The organism is Collinsella sp. CLA-ER-H2 (genome assembly GCF_040092405.1).
Taxonomy (GTDB): Bacteria; Actinomycetota; Coriobacteriia; order Coriobacteriales; family Coriobacteriaceae; genus Collinsella.
The window spans coordinates 13,338-35,460 of sequence record NZ_JBBNLO010000015.1; the positions used below are offsets into that span (position 1 = coordinate 13,338).

Sequence of the window (22,123 nt, forward strand, 5' to 3'; positions counted from 1 at the left end):
CTTTGCCTTTACAATGGGGTCATGGAACAGATTATCTTGAACATACTCGAGGCTCTGCGTCGCGGCGAGACCGTGGACGACAAAGCGCTCGTCAAACTGATACATGCCGAGGCGCGCCGTGAGGGTGCCGACAAACGCGATTTGGCCAAGCGCCGTCTGCTGCCGTTCTACCAGCGGGTAAAACGTGAGGAGCCGGCTCGTTGGGCTGGGTGGAATGTCGATGCCGAGCTGGAACGTCGACTGCTGCAGGTGCTGCGTATGAAGCCTCGTCGCACGGCTTCGGGCGTGGCGACCATTACCGTTATCACCAAGCCCTGGCCATGCTCGGGCGATTGCCTGTTTTGTCCCAACGATCTGCGCATGCCCAAAAGCTACCTGCACGCCGAGCCGGCGTGCGCCCGTGCGGAGCAAAATTGCTTTGACCCGTATCTGCAGGTGAGTGCCCGTTTGACGGCGCTTTCGCAGATGGGGCATGCGACCGACAAGATAGAGCTCATCGTGCTCGGCGGTACCTGGAGCGACTATCCGCAAGGGTATCAGACATGGTTTATGTCGGAGCTTTTCCGGGCGCTCAATGACGATGCCGTCGCCGGCGTGGCGGCAAACCCCATGTTGGCGCGTCCGGGCATCAGCCGTGCCGAGGCAGGGCGCCTGCTCGATGACGCTCCCGCCGATGCCCTGCCGCCGGTGGTAACAGAGCGCCGCGAGCGCTATCGGGCTGCCGGCATTGCGACAGACGAGGCTGAGCTTGCTGCCGGCGTTGCCGACGAGCAGGAGCGTGTGGATGTTGCCGTGGGCGGCTATAACCGCGCGGTGCGTCGTCTGTACGGACCCGGTACGCCGTGGGGCGAGGTTGCCGAGTGGCAGACCGCCACGATGGATGAGCTTGAGCGTCAGCAGCGCGTCAACGAGACGGCGAAGCATCGCGTGGTGGGGCTCGTTATCGAGACGCGCCCCGATGCTGTAACGCCGCAGGCCCTCAAGCTCATCCGCCGCCTGGGTTGCACCAAGATTCAGATGGGCATCCAGAGCCTCGACCAGCACCTGCTCGATATCAACGAGCGCCGCATTTCGGTGGCTCAGATCGAGCAGGCGTTTTCGCTTGCGCGCCTGTTTGGCTTTAAGATCCATGCGCATTTTATGCTCAACTTACTGGGCGCCACACCCGAGGGGGACAAGCGCGACTACGAGCGCTTTATGACCGAGGGGGCCTTTATGCCCGACGAGGTCAAGGTCTACCCGTGTGCGCTCATTGAGGGTTCGCGTCTGGTGGGCTGCTATGAGCGCGGCGAGTGGCGTCCCTATACCGAGGACGAGCTGCTCGATGTGTTGGCCAACGACATCGTGGTGACGCCGGCGTTCTGCCGTATCAGTCGCATGATCCGCGACTTTAGCTCCGACGACATCATGGTGGGCAACAAGAAGCCTAACCTGCGTCAGCTCGTTGAGAACCGCCTGGCTGCTCGGGGTGACGGTGCGACGGTGCGCGAGATCCGTTACCGCGAGATCAGCACGGCGGGTGCCGACTTGGATGAGCTATCTCTTGATGAGGAAGTGGCGTACGAGACGCCGGTGACTTACGAGCGCTTTTTGCAGTGGGTGACGCCGCGGGGCAAGATCGCGGGCTTTTTGCGGTTGTCGCTGCCCGACCATTCGTTTGTTGCCGCGCATGCGGACGAGTTGCCGACGACGCCGGACGAGGCGATGATTCGCGAGGTACACGTGTATGGCATGGCGGCGCGCGTGGGGGATCAAGGCCAGGCGGCGCAGCATCACGGGTTGGGGCGTTTGCTCGTAGAGCGTGCGTGCGAGATTGCCCGAGATGCGGGCTATGCGCGCATCAACGTGATTAGCGCGATTGGCACACGCGAGTACTATCGCCATCTTGGATTTTATGACCATGGCCTTTATCTGCAAAAGGAGCTCTAGATGAACAAGCCGAGTGTTTCTGCCGGCGTCGTTGCCGGCGTTGCTCTGGGAGCCGCGGCGCTTGGTGCGGCCGCTGTCGCTGTTCGTGCTGCCTGTCTGCAGGTTGCGCGAGCCCGCAATGGGTTGGCGCGCGTGAAACGCGTGCACGATGAGGGCGGCGATGAGATTCGCGTGCTCGTGCAGGGCGGCGTCTACCAAAGCGCAAGCTATGTTGGCGATCGTTGGGCAGAGCCCGTCTTTGCGTATTATCGTGCATTTGACGATGTGTTTGAGGCCGAGGACGCAATGCGTGACGCTTATGGTCACGGTATCGACCGTACGCTTATGCTGGGCGGCGGTGGGTTTGCCTATCCCAAGTTCGCGCTGATGTCGCACGAGAGCTTGCGCATGGACGTCATTGAGTACGATGCCGAGATTACGCGCCTGGCGCGCCGTTGGTTCTACCTGGACGAGCTGGAGCGCGCGGTGGGCGACCGCTTGCGGGTGATTACCGCTGAGGCTCGCTCATATCTGGGCGTGACGAGTGTGGGCCATCGTCGCTACGACGTGGTCGTGAGCGATTGCTTTGGCGGTGCCGAGCCCGTACGCGAGCTGGCGACGGTTGAGGCGTTGCGTTTGGTGCGGGGCAGCCTAAATGTCGGTGGCGTCTACGTTGCCAATATCGTGAGTGCAAACGAGGGGAGCGATGTGGCGTTCCTGCGCGACTGTGCCGCCACGGCGCTTGAGGTGTTCGACCATGCTTGGGTGGTCCCATGTGGCGATGCGGAGTTCGGCGGCGAGGAGAACTACCTGCTTATCGCCAGCGACGGCGACTACGCCTTTGCCGAAGCTGTGCCCTTCGACACCGACTTCCTCGGCACCGTCCTTCACGACAAGTAAGTCTTTCCGTCCCAAAAAGACTGGTCTTAGGCGTGGTCGCGCCAGCTGAGGACGCGCTGCTTCATGCCCTCGATGTCGAGCACGCCTTCGGCGAAGCCTTTGCGCACGAGCTCCTCGGGAACGTACTCGTCGTAGCGATCAAAATAAGGTACCTCGCCGGGATAGACGAGCTCGATGGGGTCGAAGTCCTTTTCGGCCTCGGCTGCGAGCACCTCAAAGAACGTCTCCTCGTCGGCCTTCATCTTAAACTGCATAAAGTATGGACGCGACGGATCGAGCCCGCGAAGGCCCAGCTCCGCGGCACACTTAATCTTGAGCATACGTTCGAGCGCCAGAAAGGCGTAGCTGCCCAACCAGGGGAAGAGCACCCAGGTGTCGCCACCCAGGTTGATGAGCGGTTTGGTCCCCGCACCCGAAATCTCGGCGGTATGACGAGCCTGTGCAAGGCGTGCCCGTGCGTTGCCCATGAGGTACGGATATGCCGCGTGCTCGTTGAGCGCCTTGCGCATGCGCTCGAGTACATGCGTGTTAATGTCGCCGGGGCAGTCGCCAAAGTATGCCGGCACACGACCTTTGACTTGCGTGGCAAAGACGGTGTGTCGCTTCCAGTCCACTTCCTCGACTATCCAGCAGTGCCCGGCTATGGCGATGCGCTCACCGGGCGGTGGCGGATTGATGATCGTGCCCAACTCGGCCGACTCACTGCGAACGGTGAACTCCTCGTTTTCCTGGAACACAGCGTAGAACTTAAAGTTGTTAATGATGCGCTCGCCCGCGAGACCCACGATGAGCCCACCGCCCTCGGTGACCTGGATGTGGTCGATCTTGATGAGGTGGCGCAGCAGTACGCGATAGTCATCGGCCGAGACGCGGTGGAAATAGCTGAGCGTGAGCACGCGCTGAGCAAGCTCGGCCGGCGTGAGCTCGCCGGTGCTGGCGAGCGTCGACATGGTCTGGTGGTAGAGCAGGCTGTAGGGGAGTCGATCGAGCTCGGGCGGCTCGACCCACTTTTCCTCGCGATAGAGTTGTACGAGTGCGATGCCCTGCAGGAGCTTCCAGGGTATCGTTTCGGGCATCATCGTGCGCGGCTCGGGTTCTTCCTCGCGCATGACAAACCACATCTCGGGCGGAAGGTCGCGACGGCCTGTGCGCCCCATGCGCTGCAAAAAGGAGCTGACGGTAAACGGCGCGTCAATCTGGAACGCGCGCTCCAGGCGACCGATATCAATGCCGAGCTCCAGCGTGGAGGTGGTGACGGTCGTCTGCGCCTGCTCTTCGTCGCGCATGAGCTCCTCGGCCGTCTCGCGCAGCGATGCCGAAAGGTTGCCGTGGTGGATGAGAAAGCGGTCTGGCTCGTGCCGGCTCTCGCAGTAGCTGCGCAACATGGAGCACACGGCCTCTGCCTCCTCGCGCGAGTTGGCAAAGACCAGGCACTTGCGGCCGCGGGTATGCTCAAAGATGTAGCCCATGCCGGGGTCGGCGTTGTCGGGTGCGGTGTCGGTGGGGTTGAGCAGTGCCTGTTCGGTTGCCTGCGGGATGTCGACTTCGCCCTCGGGGGCCGAGGAAGTGCGACGGTCCTTGGGTGTGGCCTTGCCCCGTGTCCGCTCACGATGTTGACGGCGTTCCTCTTGTGTGAGCTGTCCGCTGTGACGCATGTCTTGGGCGCCGGCGGGCAGTGCCGGGGGTGCCGCCGCCTCGATGCGCTCGCACGCAAGCACTTCGGCCTCTTGAGGACCCATGCTCTCGAATTCCCGCTGCTGTGCCTGGGGGCCCGAGTTGTAGAAGTGCTCCATGGAGATGCGCCACACGCGACGCGGTTCTTCAAAGCGGGGGATAACGCAGTTGCGCCCCGTTCCCTGTGAGAGAAAAGCGCCCGTGCGCTCGGGGTCGCCGATGGTGGCCGAAAGGCCAATGCGTCGAGGCTGCACGCCGGCCATGCGCGAGAGCCGCTCGATAAGGCAGAGCGTCTGCCCGCCACGGTCGCCGCGCATGAGCGAGTGGACCTCATCGATGACCACGTAGCGCAGGTCGCAAAACATGCGCGGGATCGCCATGTGCTTATGGATCAGGAGCGCCTCGAGCGACTCGGGTGTAATCTGCAAGATGCCGCTCGGTTTTTTGATGAGCTTAGCCTTGTGCGACTGCGAGACATCGCCATGCCAGTGCCAGACAGGGATATCGGCCTCTTCGCAGAGGTCGTTGAGACGGACGAACTGATCATTGATGAGCGCCTTGAGGGGGCCGATGTAGAGGGCGCCCACGCTCGCGGGCGGGTTCTCCCAAAACTCGGTCAGGATGGGAAAGAAGGCTGCCTCGGTTTTGCCGGAAGCCGTGGATGCCGTCAGGAGCACATTGTCTTGCGTGTTAAAGATGGCGTCTGCCGCTGCAACCTGGATAGAGCGCAGACTCTCCCAATCGTGGGAGTAGATGAAGTCTTGGATAAACGGAGCATATCGGTCAAAGGCGTTCACGGGGCCTCCTCTCAAATACGAACCTCTTAACGCGGTGGCCAAGGGTTTGCTGCATTACCGCCTCAACGTTTGCCCAGATAAAACCAGCCAAAATAAACCTGTCCCTTTTTGGCAGGTTAGATGGTGAATTCGGCGAAGTTGCGGTCGCCGTCTGCGGTGCCGGTGTCGCCTGTTGCGGCTGCTGGCACCAGCGCGTCGCCGCCGACGCTTTGCAGCAGCTCGGCCACATTTGCATCGGGGTTCTGACACAGGATATCGAGCAGCTCGATAAAGTCACGGATGACCTCACGCGGTGTCAAGTGCGTATCGGCTCCCACGCGGCCAAACTCAATCTTGAGGAAGTCCACCAAGTCGTTCTCGGTAAGCGTGGGCGTCCAGCCAAAGTAGCCGGCGTGAATTTGCATGAGTTTTTCGATCAGCACCAGTAGCTCCTCGTAGGTGAGCGGCTGCAAGCGGATGATGGGCGCGAGCATGTCCTTAAGGTCCTCGCGTGCAAAGCGACCCTGAGCGAGCCGGCTGCGCAGAGCCTCGTAGGAGAATACGCCGCGGCGGCGGTCCTCGATGGAGGTCGGCGTGCCGCCCATGATCATGCCCAAGTACTGCGCCTTGCCCTGGAGCGTGTCGTTGTACATGGTGAGGATTTTCTCGTAGTTGTACTGGCGCGTGATGGCGTTGGGAATCTTGTACAGGTTTACGAGTTCGTCGATGAGCACCAGCATGCCCTTGTATCCGCTGCAGACCAAAAAGCGTGCAATGAGCTTAACGTAGTCGTACCAGTCGTCATCGCTGATGATGGTCGAGGAGCCCAGCTCAGCGCGTGCCTCGCTCTTGGTGCGGTATTCGCCGCGGATCCATTTGGTCACGCGGCTCATGGCCTCTTCGTCGCCCTCGGATACGGCCGTGCGATAGCGGCGGAGCATGCGGGTGAAGTCAAAGCCGTGGACCATCTCCTCGAGCGGGGCCAGTTGGGTATTGACGACTGACTCGTCGACGTCGGCACACGAGGCGACCCAGCGATCCAGAATAAGGTTGAGCGCACCGCCCTCGGGGCGCGTCTTGGTCGATATGTTGCGGATGAGCTCGCGGTAGGTGGCAAGGCCCCGCCCCTGACCGCCTTGCAGGCGGCGCTCGGGCGACAGGTCGGCATCAGCGACGACGAATCCCTCGCCCATGGCGTGCGTGCGGATGGTCTGGAGCAAAAAGCTCTTGCCGGCGCCGTAACGACCGACCAGAAAGCGGAAGCTCGCGCCACCGTCGGCGATGAGACTCAGATCGGTGAGCAGGGCGCGGATCTCGACCTCGCGCCCTACGGTGATGTAGGGAAGGCCGATGCGCGGGACCACGCCGCCCTTGAGTGAGTTGAGAATGACGGCGGCGACGCGCTTGGGCACGCGGGGTGCTGCGGATGCGATATCACTCATAGTCTAGGTATCCTCTCACGTCTGCTTCGTAATCCTCGATAATTTGCGGTCCTGCCGCGCCGAATTCGATAACGGTGTCTCCCACCAGGTCAAAGAGCGCCTCGTTGATGCTGTCGACGAGCATGTCCTCGCTCTGCCCCGATTGCACTACCGCCGATTCCGCCTGTACTGCGTTGTGCTCGAGCAGCGCGCGAAGGAAGGCATCTGCGGCGGGCGCGAGTTCGGTTGCGGTGCCAGCGGGTGCAGTCGATACGACCGCTGGCGTCGGTGCGAGGAGCGGTGCCACGACGCCAAACTGTTCGGTGGAAATGGTTGGCTCGTCGGCTTTGTTGCGCTCCGTAGGCGCCGCGATCGGCTCGGCCATCACGTCGGTCGCAGGCTTGGCTTCCGGTTGCTCGGATTCCGCCGTATCGACCTCTGTGGGCACATCGTCCTCGCGCTCTTCGTCGATCAAAAGCGCTTCGCGCGTTTGCGCAGCGGCGCTCCGAATGTGCCCCAGCTGACTCAGATCGATATCGATCTTGACGGGCTGGTGTACGGCGTCCCACGAAAGCCATGCCACAATCTCGTCATCGATAATTTTGGCCAGATATTTGGGGACCTTTTCTTCCTTAAGGGGATGGGCGGGGTCCAGCGCCAGGCGCAAGCGTTGGTCGCAGGCGCGCATCATTTCACCGAGCTTTTTGCTCTTTTGCCTACTACCATGGATACGCATGCATTCCCAAAAGCCGTTTTGGCAACGGTAGATGTGGATGGGATCCAGGCGGTATTCGCAGTCCTCGTGGCGCTCGGGCGCAAAGAATACGGCCGAGGCAAACATGGTGTAGGGCATGGCCGTCTCCTCCCCAAACAAGCTCGCTACGATGCCGGTCTTTCGGTGCGTGTCATAGTAGCGAGCCATGCGGACATACACGGCGCATGCCACGTGGCGCAGATCGCGGTGGTGGCTGCGGTCAAGCCGCGAGTTACTTAGGTTGTACGTGGAGAGGGCGTTGATGGCGGCCATGAGTCGCTCCTCGCGCACCTCATCGGGCGGAAGGGGGAGCGTGGGCTCGGAGGTTTTGCGACGTTTGGGGGTCTGGTCGGACGGTGCCGGTGCCGGTACAAGGTCTCGTGCCGCGCGCCGCAGCTCGATAAGGGCGTTATCGAACATGACGGTTTTAGAGTCGCGGAGCAGCTTGGGGTCGAGCCCATGGAATACGGCGTAATCCTGCAACCACACGCGTGCAAACCGATCAATGCCGGGCTCGAAGGCGCGATAGACATCCCAAAAGGCCTTGATCTTGTTAAAACCGTCGAGTGGGTCATCTACGCCAATGCCGCAAATCAGCTCATAGAGATACAGAAAGGCAAAGGACGTAGACGTTTCCTCGACGGTTCCGCGGCGCACTTGGGCACGCCAGGTAAAGTAGCCGCGCAGCTGCCGGTCGCTCATGGCGTTGTAGGTGGGAAAGTACGACTTAAAGGTGCCGTTGTAGGGACAGTCGTCCTCAAAGTCGGCCATCAGCAGGCCCTGGCGGTAAAAAAGCTCGGCTTCCGAAAGCCAGCGGCCCGCACCGCCCTTGGGGTCATCCTGCCAGCGCGATATCTCGCGCATTTTACGGTACTGGTCGGGGAGGAAATTCTGCATCTGTCGGCCGGTTTTGAGAATCGGCTCGTCTGCGTAGACTTCATGTGAGAAGCGGGCAGACTGATGGGTCCGGGCCTCGGCCATAATGCGCTCGATGAGCATCTTGATGTCCTGGTCGGCCACCGCTCCTCCTCTCGAACGCAGCTACGGTGACCTCATATCATAGCACAGCATCAAACAGGTGTTCGAGATACCGCTGCGTTGATAGATTTAGAACAGGAGGGCGTAGATGACGGCGATGACGACGGAGGGGAGCATATTGGCCGTGCGGAAGGTCTGAGGACGGATGAGGTTGACGCCGACGCAGAAGATGAGCATGGAGCCTACGAGCGAAAGGCTGTTGAGGGCTGCTGTGGTCATGATGGGGGAGAGCGCGCCGGCAAACAACGTGATCGTCCCCTGGAACACGGCTACGGGCAGGGCCGAGAAGATGCAGCCGCGTCCGAGCGACGCCGTCATGGTGCAGACGATGATGCAGTCCAGTGCGCCCTTGAGGGCAAGCGTTGACCAGTCGCCGAGCAGGCCGTCCTGGATCGATCCCACAATTGCCATGGCGCCGATACACACGGTGAGTGAAGTCGAGACAAAAGCGTTGGTGAACTCGTTATCGCCCTCACTGCCGGTCTTGCGCTTGAGCCATTCGCCAAGGTTCTCGATGGCGGCTTCCAAGTTGACGGCCTCGCCGATGAGCGAACCGAGCGCAAATGAGACGATGAGCATGGTGGTGCCGGTGGTCGCTAGCGCCTTCCCATCGATAAGGAGCATCTTTTGCATGGTGCCGCCAAGGCCGATAAACAGGACGCACAGCCCCGATGCTTTCATGAGCGTGTCTTGGATGCGCGGTGTGATGAAGCGGCCGCCCGCTAATCCCAAAAGACCGCCCGCAACTAAAAGCACAACGTTGATGATTGTTCCCAAGCCCGGCATGAGCCCTCCTGTATTGATGCCAACGTGGCAATCGTAGCAGAACGAAATGCGAGGCACATCGCGACTCATCTAATACGTTATATAAGTGGTGTTAGGAATGATGTGCAGCATTTAAGCCTCAGGTGGTTGTCGGGACATAGGGATAGTATTCAAAGCGCAGTGTCATAAGCCGCTGCGGGGATTCAATAGCCGCGGCGATGATATTGGCATCGCGGGCACGATCAAACCCTTCGAGTTCGATCTGATACGAGACGTCTTGCATAATGTCCAGACGTCGCCAGGCTAGGAGTGTGTCACCATCGAATTCCAAGGTCTTGCCTCCGTCTGGAGCAACGGCGTATAGACGCAGCTTGGCGGTGGTTGCAGGGTCGACAACCGTGACCTTTTTAATTTCGTTTCGAGTATGCTTGGCGCCCAACAAGGTGAGCAGTGTTGGGGCCACGACCTCGCCCGATGGCAAAAAGACGACTTCGATGGATTCAGGAAATGCGATGATAGCCGACTTGCGGACGGGCTGATTGGCGGCGGCAACTTCGATGTTCGCAGCGTCGATGACCTCCGTGTGGTCGAGCGCGGCAAGCACGCAGCAGTTACCTTCATCGATCTCTTGAGGATCAGCAAGCCCCAGACTGTCCGCGAACTCGGGATCGTTTGGATCGGCAGCGGGCTCATTCGGCGCTTCGAAAGAAGCTGGGACGCTGTTTGTCGGCGACGGCGTGTCGCCCGCACCTGCTTCTTTGTCCGCGCTCTCTTCTTGTATGGTTGCGTTGATGGGTTCGTCGTTTGGGGGGAGCGTCTTGGCGTCAAACGCGGAGGGGAGAATTCCGATGGCTCCGGATCCGTTCCACTCCATTTCGAGAGGCGCCGGGTCGGCAAGAATGCGTTGCCTGCTTTGCGCGCGGGCATCGATTTCAATAGGGCCTGCCTCTATCCCTCGTGTAAGGCTGAGTGATCCGGCTGGCTTCTCGAAATGAGCGTCTGTGTCTTTGGTACTGACGGCGTAGAACAGCAGGGACGCTTCTCCCGCCGCGATGGCATCGGTACCGGCTTTGGTCAGCCGCAACGATGCCGTGAATGAGAGGGTGGGCTGCGTGTCGTCTGCATTCGCGGCGGCGCAGCCCAGACATATACCGCCTCCTTTCTCAAAAAACGTACCGTCGAAGGCGACCTTCGCTCCGTTCGCCGAGTCATCGACCGAAGCGATGTCGATGCGCAGCTCTAAATTGCATGGATCGCCATCTGCATCGAGCACAACCGAGCGCCACGTGCAGACGGCGCACCCCGCCTGGGAGCCGTTTGCCTTGTTCGAACGATTGATATCCACGACTATCGAGCCGTCCGTATTACGACGAAGGCATCCCGAGGTTGAGATTGCGGCCTGTGCGATCGAAAAACGCTTGCACGCAATGGCGCTCGACGGATTTGGTGCGGAGCTTAGGGCCGCTGGTAAGGAGTCTGCCATGACAGGAGTCGCCCAAGCGGCGACAGGCGTTCCGGTTGCGAGCGCGCCGCAGAGTGCGACGACGGGCAAAAGGTTCTTCGATGCCATGGGGTCTCCTTAGCTAATTTAGTGCGGCCTGTTCATGTTTTGTTTCTGGCTGTGTTTGATGTGCAGACCGAGGCCGGCGGTTCCCGCGCCTGCTGCTGCGGCGCCTGCTGCCAAGAGCCATCGTTTGTCGCCTGTCTGCGCCAACGGTTCCTCGCGGTCGCTGCGGTCGAGCTCCGAGAGGTCGACCGTCACTTGCGTGGCGGCCTGCGCCTGTTCTTGCTGGGCAAAGGCCATGGCTGGCCCAAACGCTAGGATGCTGACGGCGGCGGCCAGGGCGACGGCCTTATGCCGTGTGCGCACCGGGCTCGACCGTCCAGGTGATCGTTGCAACCTGATCGCCTTCGCCGGTTACGCGGAAGATGTCGCGCGTGACGCGGGCGACGTTTCCGCTTGTCTTGAGCTTAATTTTGTCCGTGCCACCGGCAATGCCCTGGTAGCCCATGTCGAAGGCTGCATTCTTGGAAAGATCGAGGCCCGTTCCCTGCATTGCGGCGCTGGCGTTCTGGAGCGCGCCGTCGGGGCCGACCTTAAAGTCGATGGAGTTCTGCGCGGTTCCGGCCTTGGCGTCGGCGGCAATGGTCCAGGTGTTCATGGCGTCGATCTTCATGTTGGTGACATGGATGCCGTAGGCCGAATGATTGTCGATGGTGGTCGCGTCTTCTGAGGGGCCCTGAAGCGTGCCGTCGGCCTTGGCGACGAAGGGAATAACCGTCGGAACTTTGAACTCAACGTTGTCGATCTCGGTCCTGACCATTACCTTCGTGGTTCCAACGCGCCCGGCTGCCATAGCTGGCGTCGGGGCGGCGCCCATTGCGAGCGCGAGCGCGAGCCCTGCGCCCACGGCGAGCGCTCTGGCTCCGTTCATGTTCCTGGTGATGTCCATGGTCGTTCCTTTCTATTCGCCGCGGGCCGTCCCCGCGATGATTGGACGAATGCTGGTGAATTGCGTGCGGTGCCGCGTCGGCCGGAAAAGCTAGTTCTCGGCTTGCTCAACCCGCACCTTGACACGTGTCGGATTGCCGTGGCTGTCGAGGGTCTTGGCATCGAGTGCCTGGATCTCGATGTACGCCTCGCCTTCTTTGATGTCGCCGGCGGGGCACGTTTCGATTGTCTTGCCGGTCTCGACCACACCGGATTCGTGCATGGTCTCGTCGTTTTGGATGACGCGGAATCGCTGGGGAAATTTATTGTCTTGGACGTTTTGCACGTTGACGCGCAGCTTGCCGTCCTCCTGCAGCTGAGCGACCGGTGCGACCGAAATCGTCATCATGTTGTCGCGGACGATGGCGTCGAGCTCATCTTGGATTTCCTGACGCGTTTTGCCCTCGGCCGTCGTAACCGAAGCGCCCGCCTCGGGTACGGGCTGCGACTGCCAAGCGTATAGTCCTACGGCGACAAGGGCACAGACGATGGCCAAGCAGGCAACGATGAGCTTCTTGCGACGACCCGGGCCTGCAAAGTGGGGTGGCTTCTTCGCGCTCATGCGGCATCCTTGGCGGTATAGATGCGCGCAAAGGTGGACGGGTTCGCTCCAAAGAGCATGTGAAGCATCAGGCGGCGTGAGTAGACAAGCTCGTCGAAGTCGGGAGGGAGCTCGATGTCGTGGATATGCGCGATGCGGTGGGCGAGCGCCGAGAACGACTCGGGGTCGCAGACCACATCGGTGGTAACGTGGTAGACCGTCGTATCGGGGAATGCCTCTTCGTCGAAAGGTAGGAGATGGGGATCGTCGTCGACTTCGATGGCGATGCCGTACTGGGGCCAGTAATATGCCATGGGAACCTCCCTGCTTCTGGGGCCAAAACTTCTGTCGGTTTTGGCTGTCGATGCCGACGGTATCAGCCACTACTTGACCAATTGCTGACCAAATGCTTGACGGATTGGTGTCTCCGCAGGTAAAAGGCGGCAAAAAATACTCCAACTTTTTTCAAGCGACAATCGCGCGGTCGGCGACGGCGGGGCCATATGTGTCAAAAGCATCGTCTGCCGAGGAAATCAAGCCGCTCGCCGAATTGCACGAACGTAAAAATCGCCAATTATGGAGACGGTCTCGAACACGTCGACGAAACGATGCGGTAACATCTCCCTGCAAACACTGTAGTTAGCTAAAGGGGGAGTTCGCGTGTCTGCAACCATCAAACCCTTCACCGACGAGTTCGAAGAGTATGGTCGCGATGAGTCTCGCGCATCGGGCGAAGCATCGAGCATCTCGTTTCCGACAACGGAAGACGAGGTCCGTGCCATTTTGGAAAAGCTCCATGCCGAGCGTGTCCCGGTAACGGTTCAGGGCGCCCGAACCGGCCTTGCCGCCGGTGCCGTGCCCCACGGCGGGCATATCCTCAATACTTCCCGTATGAATCGCTACTTGGGCCTTCGCCGCGATGAACAAGGCCAATTTCTGCTGCGCGTGGAGCCGGGCGTTGTGCTCTCGGAGCTGCGCAAGCAGCTGGGCAAGAAGGTGCTGCCGACCGCTGGTTGGGACCAGGCATCGCTTGAGGCCTACGAGGAGTTCCAGGAAGCGCCCGAGCAATTCTTTCCTACCGATCCCACCGAGGCATCTGCCTGTCTGGGCGGCATGGCGGCATGCAACGCTTCCGGCGCCCGTAGCTACGCTTACGGCCCCATGCGCCCACATATCACGGGACTCCACGTCGCGCTGGCTGATGGCGATTTGCTTGAGCTTCAGCGCGGCGAGGCTTTTGCCCAGGGCCGCCACCTGTCGCTCGTGACGGCAGTGGGCCGTACGCTCGAGCTCGATCTTCCCGGCTATACCATGCCCAAGACAAAAAATGCCTCAGGCTATTTCGTTGCGGACGAAATGGACGCCATCGACCTCTTTATCGGTGCTTGCGGCACGCTCGGCGTTATCACCGAGCTCGAGATTGCCCTGCAGGCGGCGCCTGCGGTCGTTTGGGGTGTGAGCTGCTTTTTCGATAGCGAAGACAAGGCCGTGTCCTTTACCGATTCCGTGCGTCCCGTCCTGTCCCATGCGGCTGCTATCGAGTACTTCGACGCTGGCGCCCTGGATATTCTACGTCGCCAGCGCGAGCAGTCGACGGCGTTTGCCTCGCTGCCGGCGCTCGACAAAGAGGCCAAGGTCTGTGTGTACGTGGAGCTCGACTGCGATGACGAGGCCCAGGCGACCGAGGAACTGTACCACCTGGGATGGGTGCTCGAGTTTGCGGGTGGCCGCGACGATGCGACATGGGTCGCGCGCACCGAGGTTGATCGCGAGTGCCAGCGGTTCTTCCGCCATGCGGTCCCCGAGAGCGTCAATATGCTTATCGACGAGCGTCGCCGCACGGATCCCACCATCACCAAACTGGGTTCGGACATGTCGGTGCCCAATGCACGCCTTGCCGATGTCGTGGTCCTCTATCGCCGCGCACTGGCCGAAAGCGGGCTTGAATCTGCTGCCTGGGGGCACATCGGTAACAACCATCTGCATGTGAACATCCTGCCGCGCGATGCGCAGGACTACCGTCGCGGTGGCGAGCTGTTTGCCCAGTGGGCTGCGGAGGTAACGGCTATGGGCGGTGCCGTTTCTGCCGAGCACGGCGTCGGCAAGATCAAGGCGGGCTTCTTAGAGACGATGTACGGTCACGAGGCCATGGTCGAGTCGGCGCGGCTCAAGCTCCAGCTCGATCCCGACGGGCAGCTGGGTCGCGGCAACCTGTTTTCGGAGAAGCTCTTGGATGAGCTTGTCCAGAAAGGGGGCGCGTGAAGATGAGCGATTTCCATATGGTGGTGTGCGTCAAGGCCGTGCCGGGCAGCACCGAGGTCAAGATGGACCCCAAGACCAATACCATCGTGCGCGATGGCAAGCAGGCGGTCATTAATCCCTTTGATGCGAGCGCTTTGGAATGCGCGCTGGCGCTGAAAGACGACTTTATCGGCTTTGGCATGGACGTGCGCGTAACGGTGGTGTCGATGGGCATCCCCGCGACCGAGTCGCTGCTGCGCGACTGCATCGCCCGCGGTGCCGACGACGCGCTGCTGCTGACCGATCGCGCCTTTGCAGGTGCCGATACCCTGGCGACCACCTACGCCCTCAAGTGCGGCATCGAGGCGCTCGACGAGGACTTCGACCTGCTCATCTGCGGCAAGATGGCGGTGGATGGCGATACGGCCCAGATTGGTCCCGAGCTTGCCGGTGCCTTTGAGATTCCCTGCGTGACCGACGTGAGCTGCGTGCAAAGCGCGGGCTTTACGACCTGTGGCTCGCTGGCGCTCGTTCACGGATGCGATGCCGGCGAGGAGACGGTGTACCTTGAGATGCCGTGCGCGATGACGACTGCCAAGGAGATTGGCCAGTTGCGTATGCCGAGTATTGCCGGTATTCGCGCGGCGGAGGAGGCGGACGTGCGCGTGGTCAGTGCCGCCGACGTGAACGCCGACCCCGCGCGTTGCGGCCTTGCCGGGTCGCCGACACAGGTCGTGCGCTCGTTTGTGCCCGACCGTGACCAAACGTGCGAGACCGTTGAGGGAACGGCGTCCGAGCAGGCGGCAAAGCTTGCCAAGATTATCGAGGGGATGGCATAGATGGGCGGACTGATTATCGATAGCGAAGCCTGTATCGGCTGCGGTCGCTGCGTTCGCGCCTGTGCCTCGGGCGGCATCGTAGTGGAAGGCGAGCGACCCAGCCGATGCGCCCATGTAACCGACGGCTGCATCCTATGCGGTGGGTGTGTCGACGCCTGCCCTGTCAACGCTATCTCGATCGAGCGTGACGAGGCTGCTGGTGCGGTGGACCTTGATGCATATCGAGACATTTGGGTATTCGCGCAGACCGACGAGCACGATGCCGTGGCTCCCGTGGCCTATGAGCTTATGGGCAAGGGGCGCGAGCTTGCCGATGCTCGCGGCTGCCGTCTGGTGGCACTGGTCGGCATGAGCCCTGAGGGCTCGCTCGGGGACCTGGAGCATCTGGTTTGCGCGGGCGCCGACGAAGTCCTGGCCTGTCGCGACGAGCGCCTGCGCCAAAACGATGCGGAGGTCTACGCCCGCTTGATCTGCGATTTGGTAGCCGAACGCAAACCCGAGGCCATCCTATACGGTGCGACCGCTTTTGGTCGCGAACTGGCACCCGGCGTTGCCGTGCGTTTGCAGACGGGCCTTACGGCTGACTGCACCGTACTTTCGATGGATACAGAGACGGGACTGCTGCAACAGACGCGTCCGGCGTTTGGCGGCAACCTGATGGCCACCATCATTTGCCCCAACCACCGTCCGCAGATGGCAACGGTGCGCCCCGGTATCTTTAAGGCTCCCGACTTCGACTACGGCCGCTCCGGCACGATCACCCAGATATCGCTTGCGGATGATGCTAAGGCTCGTGTCGAGATCTCGATTCCCGCCGAGGAGTGGGGACAGCAGCCCTCGATCGCCAATGCCGAGCGCCTGGTCGTGGTGGGTCGCGGCATTGGTTCCAAGAAAAACCTGCCGTTGATGCGAAGGCTCGCCGAGGCTCTGGGTGCCGAGCTTGGTTGCACGCGTCCCGTCGTGGAGGCGGGTTGGCTGGAGTATCGCCACCAGATTGGCCAGACGGGCGTATCGGTTTCGCCCAGGCTTCTCGTGAGTATCGGTGTTTCGGGCGCCATCCAACATCTTGCCGGCATCGGTGGGGCGGAGTGCATCATCGCCATCAACGAGGACCCGGATGCCCCCATTTTCGGTGCTGCCCAGTACAAGGTTGTTGGGGACGCCGTCGAGGTCGTCGAGGAGCTGCTGGCCCAGCTTGAGCGCTAGGCGCGCGCCAGCCAGTCGCGCATCTCGTCCTTTAGGCGGCTCCAAGTTGCCTGCGTGGCGGGGTCGGTAAAGGGCCGCGTAATGCCAAAGGGCGCGTCGAGCAGGCGGTGGATATCGCCCTGCTCGCGCGCCAGCGCGCGGCTTGCTGGATAGACGAGCTCAAACATAAAGCAGATAAGCCCCACCAAGAAGTCGGCGGGCTCATCGCGCTCATCGCGTGCGACGCAGCGGTGCTCGTCAAAGGCGGCAAGTGTCGGCGACGAGAAACGGCTGCCGAGAAACGTCTTCTCGTCCACCTTGAGGATAGTGTCGACAGTGCTGTCGGCGATGGTGCGCATAATGTCGATCTTGTCGCCATCGCGCACGATATCGCAGAAGCTCCGCGTGCGCTCGTCGAGCTGCGCGGGTAGACGGAAATCGCTGTGATAGGCAATGCTCGCTCGGATGAGCTCCTCTTCTGCCGGGTCATCGATAAAGTCGCGGATGCTCGTTACGGCGGGTGCATCGGCGGGATTCTCGCCAAAGAGGACCTCGATGCCCAGCGCCGCATGGCTCATGCTCTCGGCGTCCTTAAAGGTGTCCCAGCGTCGCAGCTGCTCAAAGCGGCCCATATCGTGTAGCAGGCCGCAAAGCCATGCCAGGTCAATATCTTCTGACGACCAGCCCTGCTCGCGCGCTACGGCATCGCATGCCTCGGCCACGTGGTACGTATGCTCGATTTTGAGCGCGATGCGTGGGTTGGTGGCGTCGTAGGCATCGGTGTAGCTTTTGAAGGCCGCGCGCGCCCGGTCTCGATCGATAGCTGTCATAATGACTTCCTAAAAAGTTGTGTCTTTCGATCCGGTGGCAATTGTAGGTGAACTCGGTTGCTGCCGGATGATGATTCTGCCGTGTCGCTACATGCGGCTCGGAGACCTTGTCAGGATGAGAAACGTATGGTGCTCAAAATCGTTAGAACCGTCTGGCCAGTGATGCTTACCTATGTTGCAATAGGCGCGCCGTGCGGAATGATCATGGGGCAGACGGGAATGGAGCCCTGGATGGTCTTTGCTCTAAGCAGTACGTTTGTGACGGGTAGCGGCCAGTTTATGATCTGCAACCTGTGGCTGGCGGGTGTGCCTGCAGCATCGATCGTCGCGAGCGTCGCCGCAATCTCCTCGCGCTTTGCGCTTTACTCGGCATCGATCGCACCGCATCTGAGGGGTGCCTCGAAGCGTCAGACGCTGGCTGTTGCCGCGACACTTACCGAGGAGGCATATGGCATCTCGCTTGCCAAGTTGGTTGAAGGGGAGGATTGGGGCCCGCGCGAGTCCTTTGTGCTCAACGTGATCCTCATCGCAACATGGGGCGTTTCGTGTACGATGGGCGCCATCGTCGGCGCCGTTGTCGATGTTCCCACCGCCATTGCAGCCTTTGTCTGCACCTCGCTCTTTATCTGCCTGCTCTTTTCGCAGCGGCTGTCGCGCGGTAACGTTGTCGCGGCGGTTTCGGGCGCGGTGTCCGTCGCCGTATGCAAGTTCTTGGGCCTCGCGAATATTGCCGTGCCGGCAAGCGTCGTGGTCGGCATTGCCATTGCGCTGGCGTGCGATGCTGTATTTGACGGAAGAGGTGCCCGCGATGCCCGCTAACGAGTTCTTGGTTCTGTGGCTGTCGTCGTGGGCTGCTATCGCGTTCTTTCGCATCGCGCCGGCGTTCGCCTTGCGCGGGCGGACCCTGTCGCCCCGCATTACCGAGGCCCTGGGCTATATCCCGCCCGCTGCCTTTGCCGCGCTGGTCGCCAACGACTTGGTGAACCCCGGCGCGTTCGACGCGGGACTCTGGCCTGCCTTGGTTCCCTGGATTGCGGCCACCGGCGTCGTGGCGGTGGCAATCAAGACAAAGTCGATGTTGTGGTGCTGCGTTTCGGGCATCGTGTTCTATATCGTTTTGAGCCTCGTATAGGAGCAGGACGCGTTATCGTCCCGGCCTAACGAATCGAATTTCTCACCGAGGCGGTCTGCTTCTTCTGGTACCATGGTCAAACTTTACTGTAGCAAAGCGTGACGTGGGCTTTTGTTCTGCGTCAGCGGAAATGGGGGTTTCATGGCACAGGAAGCGACCGCCAGCGAGCAAAAGAAATTCAAGGTACCGCGCATCCCGGGCGACATCATGATCTATCCGATGATCGTCGGCCTTTTGCTCAATACCTTCTGCCCGCAGGTCTTTGAGGTCGGCGGCTTCTTTACGGCTGCCTGCCGCGGCGGCTCCAACACCATCGTTGCCGCGATCTTGCTGTTCGTGGGCGCCGGCATCAGCTTTAAGTCCACGCCGGGCGCCATCAAGACCGGCATCGTCGTGCTGATTCCTAAGCTTGTAGTGGCAGCCGCGCTGGGTCTGGGCGTCGCGTACTTCTTTAACGATAACTTTTTAGGCCTGAGCTCGGTTTCCATCATCGGCGGCATTACGTTTTGCAACATGGCGCTCTATACGGGCATCATGGGCGAGTTCGGCGATGAGTCCGAGCAGGGCGCTGTCGGTATCCTGTTCTTTACGGCCGGCCCCGCCGTCACGATGATCATCCTTGGTGTTTCGGGTCTCGCCAACATCCCCGTCGGCACCATCATCGGATCCATCCTGCCGCTTGTTATCGGCATGGTCCTGGGCAACTTGTTCCCGTTTATCAAGAACCTGCTGGTTCCCGGCGCCAATCCCGCGATCGCTGTAATTGGTTTTCAGCTCGGTGCGTCCATGAGCCTTTCGAGCTTCATCGCCGGTGGCATTTCGGGCATCCTGCTGGGCCTCATCACGCTCTTTATCGTCGGTCCCATTACCTTTGCCTTCGAGCGCCTGTGTGGCGGCAATGGTAAGGCGGCTGTGGCATGTTCCACCATTGCCGGCACGGCCATGACCACGCCGGTCGCCCTCGCCGAGGTCGCTCCGCGCTATGCCGAGCTTGCGCCCACCGCGTATGCGCAGATCGCCACTGCCGTCATCATCACGGCAATCATGGCCCCGATTCTGACCGGCTGGGTCGATAAGAAGTTCTGCCAGAGCAAGGAAGACCTGTCGCCTGCCGGTGTCGAGGCCATCGAAGAGGCTGTCGCGACCGACATCGATGGCGAGTAGCAATCGATACCCATCAATGATTCCGGCGTGCAACTCGCGCCGTTTGAGCGCCCGAACGAGAGCTGTCTTGCAGTGACGTTCGGGCGCTCTGCTATTATTCCCCTTACCCCTGCGGAGTAGGGGGGTGTTTGTTGCCCAGATTCGAATTGGGCGATTCTGGCCACTTGGATATTGAAGGGAGGGCGTCTAGTGGTAAAGGCACTCAAGATCGAGATATTCCTGCTGTGCATGATTGTTCTTATCGGGCTTGCCGTACGAAGCCGTCGCTCCCTGTTCTCGAGCACCCAGCAGCTTTTGTTTAGCATGCTGGGCTACACGTCTGCTGCCTACATTTTCTTCGATATGATCTGGACGCTCTCGGACGGCGTGAGCACTCCTGTAGGCATCACGGCCAACTGGATTTCCAACGCGGTTTCGTTTTCGCTGTTCGCCATCGCGTGCCTCATTTGGTTTTTCTATTCCGAGACGATGCAGGGCTCACGGCTCCTGACCACGCCCTATAGGGTGGTACTTTTAACGTTGCCAACCGCATTGGTGGTCGTTCTGGCATTTACCAGCTACTGGACGCACGCTATGTTCTATATCGATGCGCGGGGCGTATATCGTCGCGGAGCGCTTTATATGATTCAGCCTATCGTTAGCTACTGCTACGTCATATATACGTCCTTGCATGCCTTTATTCAGGCTCGAAAAGTCGAAAGCCTGCAAAAGAAGGCCATTTATCGCACCCTCGCCTTTTTTGCGGTTCCCGCTCTGGTGGGCGGTACCTTTCAGATCGTATACTCGGTGCCTGGCCTTTGTGTCGGCATAATGATTAGCATGTTGCTGCTCTATATCATCTGCCAGGAGCAACTGATCTCGACTGACCCGTTGACTGGACTCAACAACCGCAACCGTTTTGAGACCTATATGCTGTCGCTCTTTTCAAATGTGGATCAGGCCGAAGATGTGTATCTGCTTATGATGGACGCTGACGGCTTTAAGCAGATTAACGATCGCTATGGACATGTGGAGGGCGACCATGCTCTTCAGGTAATATCCGCTGCGCTCAAAGAGGTCTGCTCGGCGTCTGGTGGCTTTATCGCGCGTTATGGTGGCGATGAGTTCGTGGTGCTCCAAAAGGCAGCGGCGGAACAGGATATCATGCATCTGTGCGCGACAATCAACGACGAGCTCGCGCATGCCGAGGTGCCGTATGCATTGCGGATGTCCATCGGTTGCGCGCGGGTCGGCGATAGTGTTGATACCTGGCAAGACTTACTTCGCGCTGCCGATGCGGAGCTCTACCGCGTCAAGGCCGAGAAAAAGAAAGCCGGCATCCAGATACGCTAGGAAAAGGGTCGCACGCTTGCGTGCGTGGCGGCCCTCAGCTCATCGATGTATTCCATTAAGCTAAAGTGTGCAAACGCCCTCCCTAAAAAGGTGAGCTCGCTAGGCTTTTTTGGGTTTGTTGACGATGATGATGCCGCCGCAGACCAACAACAGGGCAACGATGACGGTAACGGGGCTCGTGCCAGCGCCCTCGCCGAGCAGCAGTGCGCTCAACAGCACGCCAAAGACCGGGTTCATAAAGCCAAAGACCGACACGCGGCTGACGGGGTTGACGGCGAGCAGGCGGGACCACAGCGAGTACGCGACGGCGGAGATAAGCGCCATGTAGATGATGAGCGCGATGGCGGGGGCGACTTCGGTGGGGGACAACGTGCCGCCCATCAAAAAGCCGATGGCGGTGAGGACCAGGCCGCCGACTAAAAACTGCCAGCCGGCAAGCAAAACACCGTCGTGCTTGCGCGAGAAGATGCCGATCAGGCAGGTCGAAAGAGCGCCCGCGACAGTGGAGGCTAGGATAAAGCCCTCGCCATCGAGCGTGAGGCCAAAGGTGCCATCTGCGCCCGAAAGGTTGACAAGCGCGACGCCGGCAAAGCCCAACACGCAGCCAAGCACCTTGGCCGTATTGAGCTTCTCGGTGTGAAATGCCAGGGCGGCAAAGAGGATTGCGAGGAAGTTGGCGCTGGCCTCGATGATGGAGCTCGACATGGCGCTGGCGCGCGAGAGGCCCAGATAGAAAAAGAAATACTGCCCGATAGTCTGGAAGAGCGACAAGACAAAGATGGGCTTGATGTCGCGCGCTTGCGGTATGAGGGGGCGGCGTTGGGCCGCGCTCATCCCAACGATAACCAGGGCGCCGGCAAGCGTAAAGCGTAAACCTGCAAAGAGCAGCTGCGAAGCGGCATCGTGCGCCGGGATACCAAAGAGTGCGTAGCCGATCTTGATGCAGGGGAAAGCCGACCCCCAGAGCGCACAGCAAACAAGACAGCCCAGGATAAGTCCGGGCAGGGTGGCGAGATACGGCTTGCGGCTTTCCATGATGTCCTTCCTGTATGCGCGAAGCAAAAAAGAACCCGCCACCGGGTGTGCCGGTGGCGGGTGTTGTTACCCGAGGGGATTGTACCCGATGGGAAAG

20 protein-coding genes are annotated in these 22,123 nt (G+C 60.5%); 9 read left to right on the forward strand and 11 right to left on the reverse strand.

Features of this window, described 5'->3' with window-relative positions; translation table 11 throughout:
• Positions 1-21 precede the first annotated feature (21 nt).
• Together AAAX59_RS05675 and AAAX59_RS05680 are read left to right on the forward strand one after the other, a co-directional pair.
• Entirely contained in the window at positions 22-1,929 is a 1,908-nt protein-coding gene (locus AAAX59_RS05675) for a tRNA uridine(34) 5-carboxymethylaminomethyl modification radical SAM/GNAT enzyme Elp3 (RefSeq protein ID WP_349071059.1), read from the forward strand.
• Positions 1,930-2,808, forward strand: coding sequence for a fused MFS/spermidine synthase (locus tag AAAX59_RS05680; protein WP_349071060.1), 879 nt, complete (start codon positions 1,930-1,932; stop codon positions 2,806-2,808).
• Positions 2,809-2,834: 26 nt separating this feature from the next.
• Here AAAX59_RS05680 and AAAX59_RS05685 read toward each other — a convergent pair whose 3' ends face one another.
• The 9 genes from AAAX59_RS05685 to AAAX59_RS05725 all read right to left on the reverse strand — a co-directional run bounded on the left by AAAX59_RS05685 (position 2,835) and on the right by AAAX59_RS05725 (position 12,582).
• Entirely contained in the window at positions 2,835-5,279 is a 2,445-nt protein-coding gene (locus tag AAAX59_RS05685; RefSeq protein ID WP_349071061.1) for a DEAD/DEAH box helicase, read from the reverse strand.
• 116 nt (positions 5,280-5,395) lie between these two features.
• A complete protein-coding gene (locus tag AAAX59_RS05690; protein ID WP_349071062.1) occupies positions 5,396-6,700 on the reverse strand; it encodes an ATP-binding protein in 1,305 nt (434 codons plus the stop codon).
• Positions 6,693-8,453: a TerB N-terminal domain-containing protein gene (locus AAAX59_RS05695; RefSeq protein WP_349071063.1), complete on the reverse strand. Its 1,761-nt coding sequence runs from the start codon at positions 8,451-8,453 to the stop codon at positions 6,693-6,695. Before AAAX59_RS05695 ends, AAAX59_RS05690 begins: the two co-directional genes overlap by 8 nt.
• Before the next feature lie 87 nt (positions 8,454-8,540).
• On the reverse strand, positions 8,541-9,326 hold the full coding sequence (locus AAAX59_RS05700; protein ID WP_239057625.1) for a DUF554 domain-containing protein: 786 nt from the start codon (positions 9,324-9,326) through the stop codon (positions 8,541-8,543).
• Between the two features lie 49 nt (positions 9,327-9,375).
• Positions 9,376-10,806 (reverse strand): hypothetical protein, encoded by a 1,431-nt coding sequence (locus AAAX59_RS05705; RefSeq protein ID WP_349071065.1) that lies wholly within the window; start codon positions 10,804-10,806, stop codon positions 9,376-9,378.
• Positions 10,807-10,824: 18 nt separating this feature from the next.
• Positions 10,825-11,040, reverse strand: coding sequence for a hypothetical protein (locus AAAX59_RS05710; RefSeq protein ID WP_138111941.1), 216 nt, complete (start codon positions 11,038-11,040; stop codon positions 10,825-10,827).
• A 49-nt stretch (positions 11,041-11,089) separates the two neighbouring features.
• A complete protein-coding gene (locus AAAX59_RS05715; RefSeq protein ID WP_161160416.1) occupies positions 11,090-11,689 on the reverse strand; it encodes a hypothetical protein in 600 nt (199 codons plus the stop codon).
• A gap of 90 nt (positions 11,690-11,779) precedes the next feature.
• Complete coding sequence (locus AAAX59_RS05720; protein ID WP_349071066.1) at positions 11,780-12,289, reverse strand: hypothetical protein; 510 nt, start codon at positions 12,287-12,289, stop codon at positions 11,780-11,782.
• Complete coding sequence (locus AAAX59_RS05725; protein ID WP_349071067.1) at positions 12,286-12,582, reverse strand: hypothetical protein; 297 nt, start codon at positions 12,580-12,582, stop codon at positions 12,286-12,288. Before AAAX59_RS05725 ends, AAAX59_RS05720 begins: the two co-directional genes overlap by 4 nt.
• A gap of 346 nt (positions 12,583-12,928) precedes the next feature.
• Here AAAX59_RS05725 and AAAX59_RS05730 point away from each other — a divergent pair, with 346 nt between their 5' ends.
• Genes AAAX59_RS05730 through AAAX59_RS05740 form a run of 3 tightly spaced genes read left to right on the forward strand, consistent with a single transcriptional unit; the run spans position 12,929 to position 16,554 of the window.
• Positions 12,929-14,530, forward strand: a complete 1,602-nt coding sequence (locus AAAX59_RS05730; protein WP_349071069.1) for an FAD-binding oxidoreductase — start codon at positions 12,929-12,931, stop codon at positions 14,528-14,530.
• A gap of 2 nt (positions 14,531-14,532) precedes the next feature.
• Positions 14,533-15,348, forward strand: coding sequence for an electron transfer flavoprotein subunit beta/FixA family protein (locus tag AAAX59_RS05735; RefSeq protein ID WP_347478248.1), 816 nt, complete (start codon positions 14,533-14,535; stop codon positions 15,346-15,348).
• The gene (locus AAAX59_RS05740; protein WP_349071070.1) at positions 15,349-16,554 is read left to right on the forward strand and encodes an electron transfer flavoprotein subunit alpha; all 1,206 of its coding nucleotides are present in this window, start codon (positions 15,349-15,351) and stop codon (positions 16,552-16,554) included.
• Here AAAX59_RS05740 and AAAX59_RS05745 read toward each other — a convergent pair.
• On the reverse strand, positions 16,551-17,363 hold the full coding sequence (locus AAAX59_RS05745) for an HD domain-containing protein (RefSeq protein ID WP_349071071.1): 813 nt from the start codon (positions 17,361-17,363) through the stop codon (positions 16,551-16,553). The genes AAAX59_RS05740 and AAAX59_RS05745 overlap by 4 nt on opposite strands.
• A 162-nt stretch (positions 17,364-17,525) precedes the next feature.
• Between AAAX59_RS05745 and AAAX59_RS05750 the strand changes: the two genes are divergently transcribed.
• From AAAX59_RS05750 to AAAX59_RS05765, 4 genes are all read left to right on the forward strand, one after another.
• Entirely contained in the window at positions 17,526-18,182 is a 657-nt protein-coding gene (locus AAAX59_RS05750; RefSeq protein WP_161145017.1) for an AzlC family ABC transporter permease, read from the forward strand.
• On the forward strand, positions 18,172-18,495 hold the full coding sequence (locus AAAX59_RS05755) for an AzlD domain-containing protein (RefSeq protein ID WP_055310541.1): 324 nt from the start codon (positions 18,172-18,174) through the stop codon (positions 18,493-18,495). Before AAAX59_RS05750 ends, AAAX59_RS05755 begins: the two co-directional genes overlap by 11 nt.
• A gap of 141 nt (positions 18,496-18,636) precedes the next feature.
• Positions 18,637-19,659, forward strand: a complete 1,023-nt coding sequence (locus AAAX59_RS05760) for a 2-keto-3-deoxygluconate permease (RefSeq protein WP_138375064.1) — start codon at positions 18,637-18,639, stop codon at positions 19,657-19,659.
• A 189-nt stretch (positions 19,660-19,848) separates the two neighbouring features.
• Entirely contained in the window at positions 19,849-20,991 is a 1,143-nt protein-coding gene (locus AAAX59_RS05765) for a diguanylate cyclase (RefSeq protein WP_349071072.1), read from the forward strand.
• Between the two features lie 99 nt (positions 20,992-21,090).
• Here the strand turns inward: AAAX59_RS05765 and AAAX59_RS05770 are convergent, their stop codons facing one another.
• Entirely contained in the window at positions 21,091-22,026 is a 936-nt protein-coding gene (locus tag AAAX59_RS05770) for a DMT family transporter (protein WP_349071073.1), read from the reverse strand.
• Positions 22,027-22,123: the final 97 nt, after the last annotated feature.

What these genes read in the sequence shown, in the direction of transcription:
- AAAX59_RS05675 (WP_349071059.1), top strand. Translation starts at nt 22, where the DNA reads ATGGAACAGATTATCTTGAACATACTCGAGGCTCTGCGTCGCGGCGAG.
- AAAX59_RS05680 (WP_349071060.1), top strand. Translation starts at nt 1,930, where the DNA reads ATGAACAAGCCGAGTGTTTCTGCCGGCGTCGTTGCCGGCGTTGCTCTG.
- AAAX59_RS05690 (WP_349071062.1), bottom strand. Translation starts at nt 6,700, where the DNA reads ATGAGTGATATCGCATCCGCAGCACCCCGCGTGCCCAAGCGCGTCGCC.
- AAAX59_RS05700 (WP_239057625.1), bottom strand. Translation starts at nt 9,326, where the DNA reads ATGAGTCGCGATGTGCCTCGCATTTCGTTCTGCTACGATTGCCACGTT.
- AAAX59_RS05705 (WP_349071065.1), bottom strand. Translation starts at nt 10,806, where the DNA reads ATGGCATCGAAGAACCTTTTGCCCGTCGTCGCACTCTGCGGCGCGCTC.
- AAAX59_RS05710 (WP_138111941.1), bottom strand. Translation starts at nt 11,040, where the DNA reads ATGGCCTTTGCCCAGCAAGAACAGGCGCAGGCCGCCACGCAAGTGACG.
- AAAX59_RS05715 (WP_161160416.1), bottom strand. Translation starts at nt 11,689, where the DNA reads ATGGACATCACCAGGAACATGAACGGAGCCAGAGCGCTCGCCGTGGGC.
- AAAX59_RS05720 (WP_349071066.1), bottom strand. Translation starts at nt 12,289, where the DNA reads ATGAGCGCGAAGAAGCCACCCCACTTTGCAGGCCCGGGTCGTCGCAAG.
- AAAX59_RS05725 (WP_349071067.1), bottom strand. Translation starts at nt 12,582, where the DNA reads ATGGCATATTACTGGCCCCAGTACGGCATCGCCATCGAAGTCGACGAC.
- AAAX59_RS05735 (WP_347478248.1), top strand. Translation starts at nt 14,533, where the DNA reads ATGAGCGATTTCCATATGGTGGTGTGCGTCAAGGCCGTGCCGGGCAGC.
- AAAX59_RS05740 (WP_349071070.1), top strand. Translation starts at nt 15,349, where the DNA reads ATGGGCGGACTGATTATCGATAGCGAAGCCTGTATCGGCTGCGGTCGC.
- AAAX59_RS05745 (WP_349071071.1), bottom strand. Translation starts at nt 17,363, where the DNA reads ATGACAGCTATCGATCGAGACCGGGCGCGCGCGGCCTTCAAAAGCTAC.
- AAAX59_RS05750 (WP_161145017.1), top strand. Translation starts at nt 17,526, where the DNA reads ATGCTTACCTATGTTGCAATAGGCGCGCCGTGCGGAATGATCATGGGG.
- AAAX59_RS05755 (WP_055310541.1), top strand. Translation starts at nt 18,172, where the DNA reads ATGCCCGCTAACGAGTTCTTGGTTCTGTGGCTGTCGTCGTGGGCTGCT.
- AAAX59_RS05760 (WP_138375064.1), top strand. Translation starts at nt 18,637, where the DNA reads ATGGCACAGGAAGCGACCGCCAGCGAGCAAAAGAAATTCAAGGTACCG.
- AAAX59_RS05770 (WP_349071073.1), bottom strand. Translation starts at nt 22,026, where the DNA reads ATGGAAAGCCGCAAGCCGTATCTCGCCACCCTGCCCGGACTTATCCTG.